Genomic DNA, 19,119 nt, shown 5'->3' on the forward strand with positions numbered 1-19,119 from the left:
AGTTATTAATGAGCGTCAGTGTTGAATTTATTCTTCGTATTGTTGGCATGATCTTTATCGGGATTATCGCAGGCGTTTGGGGGTTTAGTTTGGGCGGGAACAACTTTTCAGAATCGATCCGCTATGCCTCGATCATTGGGCTGTTAGGCGCGCTCACCGGGCTGGTGCTTACGCCCTATGTGACGACGCGCCCGGCTCGCGCGGTGCGCGTGAGGCTGGGACGGCTTTCGGCAGAGACTCTCTTCGCCGGGTTGCTCGGCATGATCGTTGGGTTGTTGACCGCGGCGCTGTTGGCATTTCCTTTTTCATTGCTTCCCAAACCGTTCGGGCAGATCATGCCGCTGGTCGGTGTGATCGCGTTTACATGGCTGGGCATTTCGCTGTTCGTGATGAGGCAGGGAGATATCATGGGTCTGCTCAGCACATTGAGCGGACGCGGCGGCGAGGGCGGTTCTTCGTCTTCATGGACAAACCTCAACCGCACCATCTTACTGGATACGAGCGTGATCATTGACGGGCGCGTGACAGATATTGCCAGAACAGGATTTTTGCCGGGCACGCTTCTCATCCCGCGTTTTGTGTTGAACGAGCTCCAATATATTGCCGATTCACCGGACGGTTTGCGCCGTCAACGCGGGCGGCGCGGCATGGACGCGCTGGCTGAACTGCAAAAATTGCCGAACATTCTCGTGCGCATCAGCGACATCAACGCGGAAGGCGTGCGCGAAGTGGACGATAAACTTGTTGTGCTTGCCAAGCAGTTGAAATGCCCGATCCTCACCAATGATTACAATTTGAACAAGGTCGCCGAACTGCAAGGCGTGACGATCCTCAACATCAACGAACTGGCGAACGCGGTCAAGTCTGTCGTCCTGCCTGCCGAACGCATGACACTGAACATTTTCCAGGAAGGCAAGGAACACGGTCAGGGCGTGGGCTACATGGACGACGGCACGATGGTGGTGGTGGAGAACGGTCACGATTATATCGGCGAATATAAGGAAGTCGTCGTTACGAAAGTCCTCCAAACCGCGGCGGGTCGCATGATCTTCGCGCGCGTGGAAGACGAGAATGGACGAAAGAAAAAATAATCCGCAGATTTGGCAGATTACGCAGATAAAAAATGAAGATCGTGGAAGAACGCGACCCGCAGACGTATGCCATCATCGGCGCGGCGATGGAAATTCATCGCCAATTGGGTCATGGGTTTCTCGAAGCGGTGTATCAGGAAGCCGCAGTGATCGAATTTCCACTCAGGCAAGTTCCGTTTGAGAGGGAAGTTTCACTGCCAATCAAATACAAAAATATTCTTCTTCCCACTCATTATCGCGCAGACTTTGTTTGCTTCTCTGAGATCGTTGTGGAGTTCAAGGCTTTGTCCAGATTATCAACCGTGGAAGAGTCTCAACTTCTCAACTACCTCAAAGCCACAGGTTTAAAACGCGGACTGTTGATCAACTTTGGCGCAACAAGCCTGCAATATAAGCGCCTCGTCTGGGGTTATGAAGAAAAGGTTTTAAAATCTGCGCCATCTGCGTAATCTGCGGATAAAATCAAGGTCAATATGATCCGTCTCTATAACACCCTCACCCGCAAAAAAGAAGAATTCCAAACGCTCGAACCGAACGTCGTCAAGATGTATGTCTGCGGCGTGACGGTCTATAACGACGCGCATGTCGGTCACGCCATGTCTGCCATCGTGTTCGACATCATCCGCCGTTATCTCGAATATCGCGGTTACAGCGTGCGGCACGTGATGAACTACACCGATGTGGACGACAAGATCATCAACCGCGCCAATCAACTCGGCGAAGACCCGCTCAAATTGTCGCAACGTTATATCGAAGATTACGCCAACGATCTGAAAAATTTGAATGTCTTGCCCGCCACGTCGAATCCGCAGGTGAGCAAGACCATGCCGCTCATCATCGAATTCATTCAAGGCTTGATCCAAAAAGAAGCCGCGTACGCCGCGTCGAACGGCGATGTCTACTTCAGCGTCATCGGCGACAACGATTACGGCAAACTCTCTGGGCGCAAGCTCGACGACATGCAGGCAGGCGCGCGCATCGAAGTAGGCGAAGCGAAAAATCACCCGATGGACTTCGCGTTGTGGAAAGCCGCGAAGCCCGGCGAAATTTCATGGGACAGTCCATGGGGCAAGGGGCGTCCCGGCTGGCACATCGAATGTTCCGCCATGAACCTCGCCGAACTCGGCGAACAAATTGATATTCACGGCGGCGGCAACGACCTCATCTTTCCGCACCACGAAAACGAGATCGCGCAGACCGAATCGTACACGGGCAAACAATTTTCGCGCTATTGGATTCACAACGGCATGTTGCAACTCGGCGGCGAGAAAATGTCCAAGAGCCTCGGCAACATCGTCAGCATCAAAGATTTTTTGACAACGCGCGACGCCGATGTGATGCGGATGCTCGTGCTGATGGGATCGTACCGCGCGCCGCTGATCTTCAACGATGAGACTCAAGACGCCGCCGAAAAATTACTCGACCGCCTCAAGTCTGCCCTGCGGCCTGCCTCGCCCTCGTCAAGCGGACTCTCCGCTGGGAGCGCCGCCGAACTTGCCGCGCACGCCGAAGCGACTCGCAAATCCTTCACCGATGCGATGGACGACGATTTCAATTCCCCGCTCGCGCTCGCCGCGTTGTATGAACTCGTCAAAGCCATCAACACCGCCCGCGATAACGGCGCGAATGATGCTCAACTCGAACCCGCGCAAAAATCTTTACGCGAACTCACCGGCGTGTTTGGCTTGCAACTCAAAGAAAAGACTGGTTCAAGCGAGAACGAAGCAAAGGTTGTTGCGCTCATCGCCGAACGCACGGAGGCGCGCAAACAAAAACAATGGGCGCGTTCGGACGAACTCCGCGACCAGTTGAAAGCCATGGGCGTGACCATCGAAGACAGCAAAGACGGAACGACGTGGCGGTGGAGTTAAGAGTTCGTAAAAATATAAAATCTCTGTGGGGATGCGGTTGCGCCGCATCCCGCTCGCAGTTGCACTGCGAGCGAACAAACACACGGAGGTTATTCATTTACCGACCCTAATTATGCGGAGGCAGATGGCGCTCCGCCTTTTATCCCCGCTCGATACTCCTCATCAATACGACCATCAGCGCCGCCGTTAAAACCAGCATTGTAAAACCTCCGCCGCTCCCCCACAAGACAAACCCAACCCAGGGCAGGATGAATGCCAACAGGGCGACAACCTGCGTGATCGGCGAGCGTGTAAAACCCGCGCACTCCATCAACGGAATCCATACAAAGGCGAAGTCATAGTTTTGCAGGTAGGGGTTCACCAGTAACATCATGCAAGTAAACAGAGCCACCAACCTGCCATCCTGCAAGCGTGGAAAGCTTCGCGCAAGCAGGGCAACCAAACCGATCAACAATGCGAGCGACACAAGAAACGCCCGGTCGAATCCAAAGCCGACGAGTTGGGTGATCGCCATCGGCAGGCTGTCGCACTGTCTGCATGCAGACGCATCCTTGAACGCGAAGAGCGACCCCCAGTAATTGACTACCCAGTTTCCATCCGCGAGAAATCCGATGGCAAAAAGAAATAGACCGGTCACTGCGGCGCTCTTCAACGCGCGCGCGCCGAAGTCATCGCGTCGAAGCAAAAGGTGGACAGCCACTGCCAGCAAGGCGAATGCTCCCACATGCGGTTTGAACGTGGTGAGCGCCATCCCCACTGCCAGGACGGCGGCATTTTTCTGGCGCAAGGCATAGACCATCATTGCCATCCCCAGCATGGTTGGGAAAACGTATTGCCCAACCATCAACGCGCCGAGGCTGGGGAAAAACAAAGGAGCCAGGACAAATGAAATCAGGCGCGAACGGGGGGTCCATCCATCGGTAATTAACCAGGCCGAGAGCATCAGCATGGCGGTGTTGAGCAGGAACCACATCCGCACTGCAATAGAGATGGGAAGCAGGGCAATAGGCAGGGTTGCCAGGGCGTACCACGGCGGATATGGAAAAGGCAGGACGAATACCCGCTCAACAGCAACGCCAAGATCGTTCGCCACCATTTGCTCCTGCCCAGCCAGGTCGTACAACGGGATGCCGCGCAGGAGTCCGCTATCTGCCCGGTAGAGCACTTGAAAATCGAGGAAGGGTTCCAAGGGCAAAGGCGCAAACCAGGCGACCGCCAACATAACCCCAAGGGTAACGATAACAAACCCGAGCGTGAGAGCGATTCGTTTCATACGCTTTTCGCGTTAAGCCGTGTTCCTTTCTGGACAACGACTCGGCGACAACCATGCTGATTGTATCCTCCACCTTTCAAATTATGCTATGATGCAAATAGAATGCAAACTGCAGCGCTGAGTCGTGTTCAAGGACGCCTGTCAACATCCCTCCCGCTGGTATGGGTTTCGCTCGCCTTCCTTGCGGGGATCGCGCTTGCCAGTTATCTCTCCTTGCCGGTTTGGGTTTGGGCGGTATTTGCCGTTCTCTTTATGATCCTTGCCATCTTCGTTCGCCGTTTTTCTCCCTTCGAAAGTCTCCGGGCATCGCATCCCACGTTTCACTTTCTATTTCAACCTTTTTTCTTTCTTCTCTTTTTCTTTCTGTTTCTCGGTTCAGCCCGCTACCAATTCTCCGTCCCCAACTTCGACGCGTTCCACGTCGCCTTCTACAATGACCGCAATTACGATTTGCTACTCACCGGTCATCTCGTTGAACCCCCCGATTACCGCGACTCCTACACCAACCTCCGCCTACAAGTGACAGCCGTAGACACCGGCGACGGCGATCTCCCAGTCGAAGGCTTGTTGCTTGCGCGTGTGGACGCCAACCAGCCCTTTCACTACGGCGAAATCATCCGCCTGCGCGGCAAACTCAAAACCCCGCCCGAAAACGAAGACTTCTCGTACCGCGACTACCTCGCCGCGCAAAACGTCCACTCGTACATTTCCAGCGCGGAGGTGACGATCTTGCCCGGCCGCGGCGGCAACATCTTCTCAGCCGCGCTCTACGCTTTCAAAGAACGATCGCTCGCCAACATCTACCGCATCTTTCCCGACCCCGAATCGTCCCTGCTGGCGGGTATCCTCCTCGGTGTGGATACGGGACTCACCAAAGAATTGCAACAAGCCTTCAAAAACACCGGCACCGCGCACATTATTGCCATCTCGGGCTTCAACATCAGCATCATCGCCGGGATCTTCTTTACGATGTTCAGCCGCATGGTTGGTCCGCGCTGGGGCTCGGCGCTTGCCGTGTTGGGGATTATCTTGTACACCCTGCTGGTCGGCGGCGACGCGGCAGTTGTGCGCGCCGCAATCATGGGAACGTTTGCTTTGTTCGCGCGGCAGATCGGGCGCAGGCAATTCGCGCTGAACACATTGCTTGCTGTGGCAATGTTGATGTGCGCGTGGAATCCGTTGTATATTTGGGATGTCGGCTTTCAATTATCGTTCTTCGCCACGCTGGGTCTCATCCTCTACGCCGAACCGTTTTCCAAATTTGCCGCCCGCGCGCTCAACCGCTATGTTCCACTTTCCACTGCTGAAAAAATAATTCAGCCTCTTTCCGATTTCGTCCTCCTCACCTTTGCCGCGCAACTCACCACCATTCCAATCATGGCATATCACTTCCAGCGCATCTCGCTCATTTCGTTCATCGCCAACCCATTCATCCTGCCGGCGCAACCGGCGGTGATGATCCTCGGCGGCGTCGCGGTCCTCCTCAGCCTGATCTGGCTGCCGCTGGGTCAACTGGCGGCGTGGGTCGCTTACCCGTTCACGTTGTACACCATCCGCATCGTCGAACTCTTCGACCGCGTGCCGCATGGGACGATCTTTCTGGGAGATTTCTCTTTCGGATTCGTGATCCTGTTCTACGCGGCGCTTCTGTTGCTGACCATTCGACCGGCTCACGGCGGCGCCTTCGGCTGGTCTGCCCTTCGCGAGCGAATCCACTCCCTACGGGCGAAGGCAGGCGCGCTCGGCGCGGGAAGCGCGGTTGTCCTGTTGACCATTGCCCTGCTCCTCATCTGGCGCGCGGCTGTCTCCCTCCCGGACAGACTCCTGCACATCACCTTCCTCGATGTCGGCTCAGCGGATGCGGTCTTCATCAAAACGCCGTCGGGCAAGAACATCCTCGTCAACGGCGGGCCCAGCGTAACCATCCTTTCAGACGAACTCGGCAGGCGCGTCTCTGCTTTTAACCGCTCACTCGATTGGCTGATCATCGCCAGCACGGAGGAAGAACAGGTCGCGTCACTGCCGCGCGCGCTCGAACGTTACACGCCCGATAGCGTGTTGTGGAGCGGCAACCGGCAGGGATCGTTTTCCTCGCGCGTGTTGTACGAGTACCTCACCCTGCAAGCCATTCCCGTAACGTTCGCGGAAACCAACCAAACCCTCGACCTCGGCGACGGCGCCGCACTGCAAATACTCACAACGGGCGCGCGCGGTTCGGTGTTATTAATTGAGTGGCAGAACTTCCGCGCGGTATTGCCCATCGGCATGAGTTTTGAAGCCATTGCCGAACTGCGCGACGGTCAGTCGGTTGGACCGGTCAGCGTGCTGTCGCTCGCCGATTCGGGATATGCGCCCTCCAACCCGCCGGAATGGATCGTGAATCTCAACCCGGAGGTGATCGTGCTAAACGTTTCCGCAGGCGATCAAAACGGGATGCCAGACGACGAGACGCTCGACGCGGTCAAGGATCATGAGTTGCTCCGCACCGACCAGAACGGCTGGATCGAGATCACCACGAACGGTGAGCAAATGTGGGTGAATGTGGAGAGAAATCGAGGAGAATGAACCATGAGCGAACTGACAATACAAACTTCGCAAGTGCAAGGCAACGTTTCGGTTACGATATTGAACCTGGCCGGTCATTTGCACGGCGCGACCGAACATCAGTTGCTGGATGCCGCGCGACAGGCGCATGAAGACGGGGCAAGACACCTTTTGTTAGATACCTCTGGCTTGGATGTATTATCCAGCGCGGGTTTGCGCGGCATTCAAGGCGCGTTCAAACTGTTCACCCCGCCCCGCGATGTTGAAACGATCAGCCGTCACGAAACAGAACAATACAAGTCTCCCTATTTCAAAATGATCTGCTCGAACCCGCAGATCTACTATATCCTCAACATTACCGGCTTCGCGCAAAATATACTCATCTTCAACAATCTGGAAGAGGCGCTCAACTCATTTGGCGGTTAACACGTTCAGCGCGCTTACAAACGCATCTGCCATTCTTTCGATGTTGATCTCCTCTTTCACGATCCGAAACGACTCTGCCCCCATCGTTCGCAGACGCGCCGTATCCGACAGCGCGTCTTTCATTGTGGCAACCAGCGCGTCGAAATCATCGGGCGGGACTTGCCAACCGTTCTCTTTTCGCACGAGATCATCCTGCGTGCCGTCTCCCTGCGCCACGATGACGGGCAGACCGTAACTCATCACCTCTTGGACAGCCAGCCCCCCGGTTCCCGGCAGGACGAAGAGGTCTGCCTCTTCCATGTGAGCCTTTAACTCCGCCCCATGCTTTGCGCCCACAAACTCCGCGGACGGATAAATTTCTGCGGCGAGTTCCTCAAACGCCTCGCGTTCGGGCCCATCACCGACAATGACCAGCCGCACATTTTGAATCTCCGCGCACGCGCCGAGTAACAAATCTATATTTTTGCGTAATTGCAATCGTCCCACGAAAAGGATGTAAGGCTTTTCATTAAACGTGTTTGGTCGCTTTGGCATTTCCCATGTTGGCGAAGGGGAGACAGAATTATGCGCGACGAAAATATTATCGAGGGGAAAGCCCAAGTTGGCATATTCGTCCGCGCCGCGTTGACTGTACGCGATCAGCGCATCGAATTGACTGAGGAAGGCGCTTCTTCTTCGTTCACGCCATCCGCTGACGGCGGGCGCGCCAAGTCCCCACCCGATGACCGGTTTGTTTTGCTCGCGCATCCAATTCACGGCGGAAGAAGTGGAAAGATAGCGCGGGTTGGCTTCCACGATCAGCGCGTCGGGATTCCACTCTTTCAGCCAGTTCGTCAATCCGCGCTGATAACACAAATAAAAATTCCCGCCAAACAAATGTATGTTTTTCCCTAACTCGTATCTCGTAACTCGTAACTCGCTTGTCGTCGTAATTCCTTCGCTTGGACGCGGCAAGCCGGTGAAGAGACTCATCCCGCCATCGCAGGCGGAGGCGAGCAAGTCAAAGAACGGAGCGCGATAACTTGGGAGGACGCGTTGTTGCAGGGCGAGCCTGCCATTGAATCGATTCATGATGGGATATGCGGAGCCTGCCACGCGGGAGATTTGTGCGCATGGACAACTTTCCACGCGCCGTTGAGTTTCACCATCACGCGGCTTTCGTTGTGAGACGCAACCTTCACGCCGTCTGCGGAGGCTGTGCTGATGAGCAATGTATAACTTGCAATCGCGGTCTCGCCGTAGTTTTGAATATGCAAATTCGAGAGATCGAATCGCGTTGCAGATTTTCCCTTCGCGTCCGCGCCGAAGACCGTGCCGCGCTCGGCATTGGACGACATCATAAATTCATGGAAGGGAAGCCCGTCAATGCGATGCGGTGTGATCCACCATTCGTAAAGAGTCAAATCTTCGGCGGTAGTTTCGTTGTAGGTCTTCATGTCGTTCTCCTGAATGGATTGCAAGTGCTTTTTCAGGAAGGCGATGATTTCTTCGGACATGAAAATCTCCTTTTCAGGTTACCTCGGTGGTTGAGTAGCCCCGCGCGTGCTGAGCGGAGCGATAGCGAAGTCGAAGCATCGCGGGGCGTATCGAAACCACCACGCCATACAGCAATTCTCGTAACAAAATTTCTTTTGCATACTGGTGGTTTCGATACGGGCTCGCTATCGCTCGCCCTACTCAACCACCGAGGTATTCATAACAACACTTTCAAATATTCATCCACCATTGTATCCAATCCCAAAACAGACTCTGCCCTCGCGCGCGCGGATGTGCGGAAGCGTTCATTATCGCGCAAGATTTCATCCGCCGCCTCCGCCAGCGACGGGATGTCTGGTCGCTCCAACTTCCACGGGTTCGCGCCGTGAGCAACAAGCCGACCGGCATCTCCCTGCACAAGTTCAGCAAGCGAGCCGGTGTCGAAACCGACAACAGGCAGTCCGCACGCCAGCGCTTCGATGACCGAATTTGGGCATGGCGGATTCACTTCCGCGGAAAACAGAAGATGCGACGAACGTTCGAGAAACGGAATCTCCTCGCGCGGCATCGAATCAATGAAACGGATTTGGAAATCTTTTTGTTCTCCCAATTTCTTTTTCGCGTTCGCATCCACGCGCCCGACGATGACCAATTCAATTTTATGCTTCTTCGATAACTGCTTTGCCAGGTCAACCGCGTAAAACAAACCGGAGTCGAGTCCGCCAGCGAGGCTTCCTTCAACAACCAGCAAGCGATAAAAATCTGTTGGGCGTTCGCGCGATCCGTTCGGCGAGTATTGATCCAAGTCCACGCCGTTGAGAATCACGGAAGAGGGAATGATCGTCTTTCCGTACCAATCCTCCCACCAGCCTTTGACGAAGTGACTTTGATAGATCACTTTATCCGCAAGATGTTTTCGAATGAACGAAAGATTCCAGTTGCCATAGATCGCGCGGGTTGTGTAACGCAGTCCAGCCCAGCGCACGCGGTGGACCCAGTTCAAGCCGTCGAGGCGCTGGACGATTCGCTGTCCCTTTGAACGCGCTCGACGCAGGCGCGGCAGGTTCTTCGTCCCGGCGAGAACGAGGACGGCATCCGCTGGCTGATCCAGATCGTACGTCACGTCCACATTGCGCGTGCGGAGTCCGCTTTCAAATTTGAGTCGGAACGAGGTGACGCCGCCGAATCCCTCCACGCGGGGAAAAATACAAATACGAGGCATGAGAGTATTATAATTGCCGCGAGGAAATCACATGGAAAAACCCGATATTGAGTTTGTCAATTTCCTGAAAGCCTATCCCACCTACCCCACCACAAAGATCATCGACGACCTGCGCGCCACCGACTACTCCCGCCTCGACCTGGGCGGGCATGTCTACCTCGATTACACCGGCGGCGGGCTGTATGCCGATTCGCAATTGCGACGCCATAACAAACTTCTCGCCGAGCATGTCTTCGGCAACCCGCACTCCACCAACCCCACCTCGCTTGCCGCCACGCAACTGATCGAACACGCGCGCGAATACGTTCTGCATTTTTTCAACGCGGACCCGAAGGAATACCTCGCCATCTTCACTCCCAATGCCAGCGGCGCGTTGAAACTGGTCGGCGAGTCATATCCCTTTGCAAAGGGACGTTATCTCCTCACCTTCGACAATCACAACTCGGTCAACGGGATTCGGGAATTCGCCCACGCGCGCGGCGCCGAGGTGACGTACATCCCGGTCGCGTTGCCCGACATGCGCGCAGACGAATCGGGACTCCGCCTCGAACTGGCTCGCCCATCGGAGAATGGACACAACCTTTTTGCCTACCCCGCGCAATCGAATTTCTCCTCGGTGCAACATCCGCTTGAGTGGATCGAGGAGGCGCACAAACACGGCTGGGACGTTTTACTCGACGCCGCCGCGTTCGTACCCACCAGCAAATTAGACCTGGGCAAAGTCCAACCCGAATTCGTTCCCATTTCATTTTATAAAATGTTCGGCTATCCCACCGGGCTGGGCGCATTGATCGCAAAAAAATCTGCGCTGGCGAAATTGCATCGTCCGTGGTTCGCGGGCGGGACGATCACCGTCGCCTCGGTGCAGGGCGCCAAGTTTTACATGGCAGACGGTTCCTCCGCGTTCGAGGATGGGACGATCGATTACCTCAACATCCCCGCCATTGAAATCGGACTCAAGCACATCGAGTCCATCGGCTACGACGTGATCCATGAGCGCGTCCATTGCCTGACGGGCTGGCTGTTGGATAACCTCACCGCGTTGAAACATAGCAACGGGGCGAATCTGGTGCGGGTTTATGGACCAACTGTAATGGCGGGAAGAGGCGGGGCGATCACCGTCAATTTCTACGATAAAGAAGGCAATGCCCTCGATCATCGTTACATTGAAGAACAATCCAACGCGTCCAACATTTCTCTGCGCACCGGCTGTTTCTGCAATCCGGGGGCTGGGGAGGTGGCGCTTGAAATTTCGCGCGTCGAGTTAGATGTGTGTTTTACGAGCCCGGGTCACGAGGATCGCCTGTCTTTGGACGATTTCCGCACTTGTATCGATGGCAAATCCACCGGCGCGGTGCGGATTTCCATTGGTTTGATGACCAACTTCAAAGATGCGCAGAAATTCCTCGCCTTTGCCCGCACCTTGCTTTCCTAAACGTTGACGTAACTCCTACGCCCCAGCCTTGACTCTCCTTCTTTAACGCGTATAATTGCCGTCGTTGGATGTAAAAAACGAGTACTTACCAGCAAGCGCTTCAGAAAATACTCTGGAAGCGCTTGCCTTTGTTTGTCTCTGATACCAGCCGACTATACGCTGTATAGAGACAGCCATACTCCGTAAACTTTTTTTCAGGAGAAAACACGTGGAAACCAAGGGACTGACCGCACTTCGTATCAGCCTTGCCTCGCCCCAAACGATCCTTTCGTGGTCGTACGGTGAGGTGCTGAAGCCTGAGACCATCAACTACCGCCGCCTGCGCCCCGAAAAAGATGGCTTGTTCTGTGAAGCCATTTTCGGACCCCAGCGCGATTGGCAATGCTACTGCGGCAAATACAAGAACCCCCGTTACAAAGGAATCGTCTGCGACAAATGCGGCGTCGAAGTGACGCGCGCCGCCGTCCGCCGCGAGCGCATGGGGCATATCAATCTTGCCACACCTGTGGCGCATATTTGGTATACGCGCCGCATCCCCTCTTATTTGGGCATGCTGTTGGATATTTCACGCCGCAACCTCGATCGTGTGCTGTACTTCGCTCAGTATATCGTTACGTACGTAGATGAAGAAGCCCGCACAAAAGCCCTGAAACGAATTGAAGATGAAATCTCGGACACCGAGCGCGAACAGGCGGCAGGCGTCAATACCAAAATCGCTGAGGTCAAAACCAAGCGAGATCATACCGTAGCGGATATTAACCAAAAGATCGCCAACCTTGAACAGGGATATGACGAAGTTATCGCCGAGAAACTCGACCCGGTCATCAAGGAAGGGCAAAAACTCGAAAAACTCCTGCAAGGACAGATGGGCGAGCACGCCAAGAAGACCATTGTCTTTGAGTTAACCGACGAGAAGATCCTGGATGCCGGCGATAAAGTCGCGGCGAAGCACATTACGCAGGTGCAAAAGATCGTCCAGAAGAAACTCGAATCGTTGGAAAACGAATTGAAAGACAAGCGCGCCCATGAAATGGAAAATCTCAAAATGGACGCGGGTCGCGTTAAAGCCGATGCCGACTTGAAAATGGAAGCCCTGCGCTCGCAACTTGAAGAGCAGACTTCGGTTTCCTCGAATCAATCCTCCCGCCAGCGCGACGAATTGCTTGAACTGCGTCCGTTCACTTTCCTGAGCGAAATTCGCTACCGCGAACTCAAGCAACGCTGGGGACAAGTTTTCCGCGCAGACATGGGCGCCGAGGCATTCTACGACGTGCTCGAACGCCTCGACCTCGACAAACTCGCCGAAGAACTCTGGCACGAGGTGAAGACCACCAAGAGCAAGCAGAAACGCAAGAAGGCGACGACTCGCTTGAAAGTCGTTGAAGCGTTCAAACGCTCCGGCAACCGCCCCGAATGGATGATCCTCACCATCCTGCCGGTCATTCCTCCCGACCTACGCCCGATGGTGCAACTCGACGGCGGGCGATTCGCCACCTCCGACTTGAACGACCTCTATCGCCGCGTCATCAACCGCAACAACCGCTTGAAGCGTCTGCTCGAACTCGGCGCGCCGGATGTCATCATCCGCAACGAGAAGCGCATGTTGCAGGAAGCGGTAGACAGCCTCATTGACAATTCACAGCGCGGCAAAGCCCTCTCCCGCCGCGGACGACGCGAACTCAAATCTCTGAGCGACATGCTCAAAGGCAAGAAGGGACGTTTCCGCCGCAACCTGCTCGGCAAGCGCGTGGACTATTCCGGTCGCTCCGTGATCGTGGTGGGTCCGCAACTCAAACTTTATCAATGCGGCCTTCCCAAGAGCATGGCTCTTGAACTCTATCGTCCGTTCGTCATCGCGCGGCTGGTGCAGAGCAACTATGCGGCGAACGTGAAGGGAGCGCGTCGTTTAATTGAACGCAACCGCCCCGAGGTATGGGAAGCGCTCGAAGGCGTCATCGGCGATCGCCCCGTCTTGTTGAACCGCGCGCCGACGTTGCACCGGCTGGGCATTCAGGCATTCGAACCGATCCTGATCGAAGGCTCGGCGATCCAACTGCATCCGCTCGTCACCACCGCCTTCAACGCGGACTTCGACGGCGACCAAATGGCTGTGCATGTTCCGCTTTCGCAAAAAGCGGTGAAGGAAGCGCGCGAGTTGATGCTCGCCTCCAAAAATTTATTGAAGCCCGCCGACGGCGAACCGATCATCTCGCCTTCCAAAGATATGGTGCTGGGCGTGTACTATTTGACCATGCCGCAGAAAGCCGCGCACAAAGGCGACGGACGCGCCTTCTCCAGTTTTGACGAAGTGGAGATGGCATACGCGCTTGACCAGGTGGAAGTCCACTCTGAGGTCAAACTGCTTGCTACCACATGGTACAACGACAAAGGCGATCGTCTTGAAGAACCGGTAACGCGCATCATCGACACAACGGTGGGCCGCGTCATCTTCAACCGCATCCTTCCTCCGGAAGTGCAGTACGTGAACGAAAAATTAGATAAAGGCGGCGTGAAAGATTTGATCGCCGAAGTCTACGAAGTTTGCGGGCAGGAACAAACCACCGATGTCGCCGACAAGATCAAATCGCTCGGCTTTGAATACGCAATGAAATCCGGCACCACGCTTGCGGTTGCCGACATTTCCATCCCGCCGGAACGCAAAGGCATCATCGATGAGGCTCTCAAAGCCGTCGAACTGGTGCAGCGCGATTTCCGTCGCGGCTTGCTCACCGAACAGGAAAAGAACGAGCGCGAGATCGAAATCTGGCAGGGCACAACCGACAAGGTCGCTGATGCGGTCAAGAAATCGATGGATCCGGACGGCAATCTCTCGACCATGGCATCCTCCGGCGCGACAAAAGGCGGGTTCTCCACCATCAGCCAGTTGGCAGGCATGCGTGGTTTGATGGCAGATCCGTCCGGGCGCATCATTCCGATGCCGATCCGGTCCAACTTCCGTGAAGGACTCACCGCGCAGGAATACTTTATCTCGACCCACGGCGCGCGCAAAGGTCTGGCAGATACCGCTCTGCGCACCGCCGACGCCGGGTACCTCACCCGCCGCCTCGTGGATATTGCGCAAGACATCATCATCAACGAACCCGACTGCGGCACGCATGACGGCGTGATGATCCGCCGCCGCGACGATGTGGCAGGTCAAGCGCTCAGCAGTCGCTTGTTTAGCCGTTTGCTCGCCGAACGAGTCATCGACCCGAAGACCGGCGAAGTGCTCGGAGAATATAACGATGTGATCACCCAGGATATGGCGCGCAAGATCGCCGCTTCCGGAATTGAGGAGATCAAAGTCCGCTCGCCGCTGAGCTGCGAACTGCAACATGGCATCTGCGCCAGCTGTTACGGGCTTGATCTCGGCCGCGGTGTGATGGTGGGGCTTGGTTCCGCTGTGGGCATCGTCGCCGCGCAATCCATCGGCGAGCCGGGCACACAGCTCACACTGAGAACCTTCCACACCGGCGGTGTCGCCGCTGGCGGAGCAGACATCACCACCGGTCTGCCGCGCGTGGAAGAACTCTTCGAAGCGCGCAAACAGCCGAAGGGCGAAGCCGTGGTGGCGGAGATCAGCGGCACGGTGCGCGTCAGGCAATCGGAAAAATACGCTGACCTGCGCGAGGTGATCATCGAACAGAGCGAACTCGTCAGCGACGAATACGGTATCCCCGAGGAGTGGAAGTTCGTCGTCAAAGATGAGGCGGAGGTCAAGGCGGGCGAAACACTCGCAACGTTGGACGATGCGAAGATCGTCGCCCAGCACGGCGGACGCGTGCGCGTCGAAAAGAAGGAGCGCAAAGTGGTCGTCTCGTATGATCGCCGCGAAGAATCTGTAAACGAAGTGCCGACCACCTCCCGCCTGCTCGTGAAAGACGGCGAAAAGATCGAAGCCGGCACACCGCTCACCGAAGGCTCGCTCAACCCGCACCGCGTGTTGAAAATTCAAGGGCGCGAAGCCTGCCAAATGTATTTGATGACCGAAGTGCAAAAGGTGTACCGCTCTCAAGGGCAGAACATCCATGACAAACATTTCGAGGTCATTATCCGCAAGATGCTGAGCAAAGTGCAGATCACCCGCCCCGGCGATTCCAAGTTTCTGCCCGGCGACCCGGTAGAACGACTCGAACTCCGCAAGATCAACGAGCAATTGCTCGCCGATGGCAAACAGCCCGCGAAGTTCTCCGAAGTGTTGCTCGGCGTTACAAAAGCGTCGCTCAGCACTGATTCGTTCCTCTCAGCCTCCTCGTTCCAGCACACCATCAAAGTGTTGGCGGGCGCGGCGATCGGCTCCACCAGCGACCCGTTGCGCGGCTTGAAAGAGAATGTGATCATCGGTAAATTGATCCCCGCCGGCACCGGTTTTATCAAAGAGCCGGTGAAGAGCGAAGACCCCGCCTTTGATGAAGGCGGCGCGACGCAGGCGGCGGAAATTTCACCAGACGCCTCCGCGGCTGACTAACCAACCCTGGGACACGGCAACCGCCGTGTCCCAATTTTTTATGCCCTATCAACGCGCCTCAAAAAAACCGGAGGGACTTCCCACGCGCGGGAAGACTGCCGCCAACCGACTCCGCCGCGCGGATAACTTCATCCTGCTCTACGAACCCTCGCTTCTTTCGCGGACGGATGGCTGGTTCGCCAACTCGATCTTCGTCGACCTTGGCTACGGCTTCGATGCGCGCACCACGCTCGAATCTGCGTCGCGCTTCCGGCGCGCGAACCCGAACTTGAAAATCCTTGGCGTGGAAATCGACAAAAAACGCGTGGAAGCCGCATTGCCCTTCTCAGACGAAAAGACATTTTTTCGTTTGGGCGGATTCAACCTGCCGTTGCAAGAGGGGGAGCATGTTCGCTTGATCCGCGCCTTTAATGTGTTGCGACAGTATGAAGAAAAAGATGTCGCTCCCGCTTATGAACGACTCGGGCGCTATGTTTTGCCTGGCGGGTTGATGATCGAGGGAACGTCGAATCCGTTTGGGAGTGTTTGGTGCGCGAACGTGGCGCGGCGCGTGGAAAATACAGAGAAACGGAGAATTGGAGCATTGGGGAGCAAAGACTGGGGATTGGGAGGCTGGAGATTCGAGGCGCTCGTGTTCAGCACAAATTTTCACTTGGGCTTCGTGGTGGATGAATTTCAAACCATCCTGCCGAAAAACTTGATCCATCGAGTTGCGCCCGGCGAGCCGATCTATGATTTCTTCGAGGCATGGAAGCGCTCGGCAATGGAGACCTCCGCGATGAAAACGTATGGGGCGAGACAATGGTTCATTGCCGCGGCGGAGTCGCTTGCCGGGCAGGGGTACAAAATCAACTTGCAGAGGAAATTTCTCTCCAAGGGATTCCTGCTCTGGCTTTTCGAGAGCTCCTCGATTGCAGAGCAAACGCGCGACATGTAAAAGCGGGATTCAACATCTCAAAAAGCCAACGGAAAAGACCGCACCCTCCGTCACAAACCCTTTTTTGGCGTTGGGTAATCGTAGGGTAATCGTAGGTTTGGCGTCAAGCACGATTGAGTCGACTATGATAAATTAGACCCCGTAAGGTGATTTCTCTTCTCCTCCTTTCGTAGGGAACCGCGGTCGGCGTCCGCGGTTCTCGCACTTTAACGGGCAGGCTATGGGAACTGCCGTTATAATATTCCATCGAATTCAATCCAAGAGGTCAAGATGACAGTTCAAATCACCATTCTCGGTTTGGGGCAGGTGGGGAGTTCCATCGGGCTGGCTCTCGCCAACCAAAAAAATATCAAACGAGTCGGGCATGATAAAGATTACGAGATTGCGCGCCTTTCACAAAAGGCTGGCGCGGTGGACGAAATCAAGGTCAACTTGCCCTCTTCAGTCAGCAATGCGAATATCGTTGTGCTCAGCATGCCGCTGAGCGAAATACGCGACACGCTTGGATATATCGCTCAAGACGTTCAAGAGGGGACGGTGATTCTCGATACGGCTCCCGCCAAGGGAGAGGTTGCCTCGTGGGTGGGACAGTTGATTCCACAAGGACGCTATTACGTGGGGCTTTCACCCGCCGCGGGGTCAAATTACCTGCACGGCATCGAACTCGGTGTGGACTCTGCCCGCGCCGACCTCTTCAAAGATGGGTTGTTTCTTGTCAACGCGCCGGCCGGCACGCCCAGCGAAGCGCTAGACCTGGCGAGCAATCTCGTCCGCCTGTTAGGCGCGCAAGTGATGTTCACCGATTCAGTCGAGGCGGATGGGTTGCTGGCATCCACACACGTGTTGCCGCAATTGGCGGCGGCGGCGCTCCTCGATGCCACAGTGAGCCAACCCGGCTGGACCGAAGCGCGCAAGGTAGCCGCGCGCCCGTATGCGTCGGTCACTTCGGGGATCGCGTATCACGACGAAGTGAAGTCACTGCGAGATGCCGCGCTGTCAAACCGCGAGAACACAGTCCGCATGTTAGACGCGTACATGGCGTCTTTGCAGAAGTTGCGCGACCAGATCCAGAATGGGAATGAAGCGGAGGTTTCATCCTATCTTGAAAACGCCGTCAAGGCGCGAGACCGTTGGATCCAGGAACGCGCGCGCGCAGACTGGCAGGGCGCGCAACAATCCGACATGGATTCGGTCACGCTGGGCGCGCGTATGAACCAGTTGTTTATGGGCAATTTGTTCGGGCGCAATAAAAATAAAAAGTGAGCGTCTACCTACCTGACAGTTTTAAAAATGGGACGCAGAAAAACGCTGATTGTTCAAACAACGGGCGAAAAAAGTTTTTATCAGCGTTTTCAGCGCGCTTCGCGGTCAGCGTCCAAAAAAGGAAAGTGTCGGGGTAGTTAGGTGAGCGTCTGTTTTTGTTATATCGTCGAATGCGCTGATGGGACGTATTACACAGGCTGGGCAATTGACCCCGAAAAGCGCGTCGCGGTCCACAACAAAGGACGCGGCGCGAAATATACGCGGATGCGCCTCCCTGTGAAGTTGGTGTACGTGGAGGAACAAGCGGATCGAACCTCCGCCATGAAACGCGAACGCGCGATCAAGAAGATGAAGAGGGAGGGGAAGATGCGGTTAATTGTGGGTGGTAAAAAGGGAAGACGGCGTAAACAAGGAAACACGTAGATACGTAAACAAGTAAACACGGATACATAGAAATAAGACAAGGCTGGAAGTCTTTGCGACTTCCAGCCTTGTTTACTTGTCTACCTGTATACTTGTGTACGTTACTCCGTAAACAACGGCAAATGCCCCAGTGAAATGATGTGCATCCATTCGGCGCGGTCGCCTTCGGTGAGGATCGCCGTCTCTGCCACAACGGTAGAGCCAGCCTTGTCGAGGATCATCCGCATCCCCTGAAGCGTTGACCCCGTGCTGATCACATCGTCCACAATAATGACCTTCTTGCCCTTCACCAACTCGCGGTCTTTCTCGTCCAGGATCAACGTCTGCGGTTGACCGGTGGTGATGGATAGCGTCTCGGCTTTGAGCGCGTCGCCCATGTAGAGTTTATACGCCTTGCGTAACACCACGTAAGGCTTTTTTGTTTCCACCGAAAGCGCATACGCTAGCGGAATGGACTTCGCCTCCGCAGTGACCAGCGCATCGTATTGTTTATCGGCTAACTTCTTCGCCAGTTCCCTCGCGGAAGCCTGAACCAACTCAGTATCCCCAAGGATGTTGAGGATCGCGATCTTCAACCCCGGCTTGATCTCGAACAGGGGTAGTTCGCGTTTTAATCCCGCAATATCTACAGCGTAGGTTTCGTGTTTTGTCATCCGATTCTCCGCAGTCAAATCTCAGCCGAAGTTTATC

Annotated in this window: 15 protein-coding genes; 10 read left to right on the forward strand and 5 right to left on the reverse strand. The window is 55.3% G+C overall.

Annotated features, from left to right (window positions below; all coding sequences use genetic code 11):
• Positions 1-8 precede the first annotated feature (8 nt).
• From AC16KF_RS17870 to cysS, 3 genes are read left to right on the forward strand one after another with little or no spacing between them, the layout of a single operon-like run.
• Positions 9-1,091 (forward strand): PIN/TRAM domain-containing protein, encoded by a 1,083-nt coding sequence (locus tag AC16KF_RS17870; protein ID WP_484038718.1) that lies wholly within the window; start codon positions 9-11, stop codon positions 1,089-1,091.
• 32 nt (positions 1,092-1,123) lie between these two features.
• The gene (locus tag AC16KF_RS17875) at positions 1,124-1,540 is read left to right on the forward strand and encodes a GxxExxY protein (protein WP_484038719.1); all 417 of its coding nucleotides are present in this window, start codon (positions 1,124-1,126) and stop codon (positions 1,538-1,540) included.
• A 24-nt stretch (positions 1,541-1,564) separates the two neighbouring features.
• The gene (cysS, locus tag AC16KF_RS17880; protein ID WP_484038720.1) at positions 1,565-2,962 is read left to right on the forward strand and encodes a cysteine--tRNA ligase; all 1,398 of its coding nucleotides are present in this window, start codon (positions 1,565-1,567) and stop codon (positions 2,960-2,962) included.
• A gap of 139 nt (positions 2,963-3,101) precedes the next feature.
• On the opposite strand, the gene AC16KF_RS17885 is transcribed toward cysS, so the two are convergent.
• On the reverse strand, positions 3,102-4,235 hold the full coding sequence (locus AC16KF_RS17885) for a glycosyltransferase family 87 protein (RefSeq protein ID WP_484038721.1): 1,134 nt from the start codon (positions 4,233-4,235) through the stop codon (positions 3,102-3,104).
• A gap of 102 nt (positions 4,236-4,337) precedes the next feature.
• Here AC16KF_RS17885 and AC16KF_RS17890 point away from each other — a divergent pair, with 102 nt between their 5' ends.
• Positions 4,338-6,800 (forward strand): ComEC/Rec2 family competence protein, encoded by a 2,463-nt coding sequence (locus AC16KF_RS17890; protein ID WP_484038722.1) that lies wholly within the window; start codon positions 4,338-4,340, stop codon positions 6,798-6,800.
• Between the two features lie 3 nt (positions 6,801-6,803).
• Complete coding sequence (locus AC16KF_RS17895; protein ID WP_484038723.1) at positions 6,804-7,205, forward strand: STAS domain-containing protein; 402 nt, start codon at positions 6,804-6,806, stop codon at positions 7,203-7,205.
• Here the strand turns inward: AC16KF_RS17895 and AC16KF_RS17900 are convergent.
• The 3 genes from AC16KF_RS17900 to AC16KF_RS17910 form a co-directional block, all read right to left on the reverse strand.
• Positions 7,191-8,276, reverse strand: coding sequence for a glycosyltransferase (locus AC16KF_RS17900; RefSeq protein WP_484038724.1), 1,086 nt, complete (start codon positions 8,274-8,276; stop codon positions 7,191-7,193). The two genes, AC16KF_RS17895 and AC16KF_RS17900, sit on opposite strands and share 15 nt — an antisense overlap.
• A complete protein-coding gene (locus AC16KF_RS17905) occupies positions 8,273-8,701 on the reverse strand; it encodes a nuclear transport factor 2 family protein (RefSeq protein WP_484038725.1) in 429 nt (142 codons plus the stop codon). Before AC16KF_RS17905 ends, AC16KF_RS17900 begins: the two co-directional genes overlap by 4 nt.
• Positions 8,702-8,898: 197 nt before the next feature.
• Positions 8,899-9,903 carry a glycosyltransferase family 4 protein gene (locus AC16KF_RS17910; protein WP_484038726.1) on the reverse strand — a complete coding sequence of 335 codons (1,005 nt, stop codon included), beginning with the start codon at positions 9,901-9,903 and terminating at the stop codon, positions 8,899-8,901.
• A gap of 31 nt (positions 9,904-9,934) precedes the next feature.
• Between AC16KF_RS17910 and AC16KF_RS17915 the strand changes: the two genes are divergently transcribed.
• The 5 genes from AC16KF_RS17915 to AC16KF_RS17935 all read left to right on the forward strand — a co-directional run bounded on the left by AC16KF_RS17915 (position 9,935) and on the right by AC16KF_RS17935 (position 18,429).
• On the forward strand, positions 9,935-11,338 hold the full coding sequence (locus tag AC16KF_RS17915) for an aminotransferase class V-fold PLP-dependent enzyme (RefSeq protein WP_484038727.1): 1,404 nt from the start codon (positions 9,935-9,937) through the stop codon (positions 11,336-11,338).
• 208 nt (positions 11,339-11,546) lie between these two features.
• Positions 11,547-15,806, forward strand: a complete 4,260-nt coding sequence (gene rpoC, locus AC16KF_RS17920) for a DNA-directed RNA polymerase subunit beta' (RefSeq protein ID WP_484038728.1) — start codon at positions 11,547-11,549, stop codon at positions 15,804-15,806.
• Between the two features lie 25 nt (positions 15,807-15,831).
• Positions 15,832-16,743 (forward strand): hypothetical protein, encoded by a 912-nt coding sequence (locus AC16KF_RS17925; protein ID WP_484038729.1) that lies wholly within the window; start codon positions 15,832-15,834, stop codon positions 16,741-16,743.
• A 270-nt stretch (positions 16,744-17,013) separates the two neighbouring features.
• Positions 17,014-18,006, forward strand: a complete 993-nt coding sequence (locus AC16KF_RS17930) for a prephenate dehydrogenase (protein ID WP_484038730.1) — start codon at positions 17,014-17,016, stop codon at positions 18,004-18,006.
• A gap of 141 nt (positions 18,007-18,147) precedes the next feature.
• Positions 18,148-18,429 (forward strand): GIY-YIG nuclease family protein, encoded by a 282-nt coding sequence (locus tag AC16KF_RS17935; RefSeq protein WP_484038731.1) that lies wholly within the window; start codon positions 18,148-18,150, stop codon positions 18,427-18,429.
• A 101-nt stretch (positions 18,430-18,530) separates the two neighbouring features.
• Here the strand turns inward: AC16KF_RS17935 and AC16KF_RS17940 are convergent, their stop codons facing one another.
• Complete coding sequence (locus AC16KF_RS17940; RefSeq protein WP_484038732.1) at positions 18,531-19,082, reverse strand: phosphoribosyltransferase family protein; 552 nt, start codon at positions 19,080-19,082, stop codon at positions 18,531-18,533.
• Between the last annotated feature and the right edge of the window lie 37 nt (positions 19,083-19,119).

This window comes from Candidatus Defluviilinea gracilis, assembly GCF_057138825.1.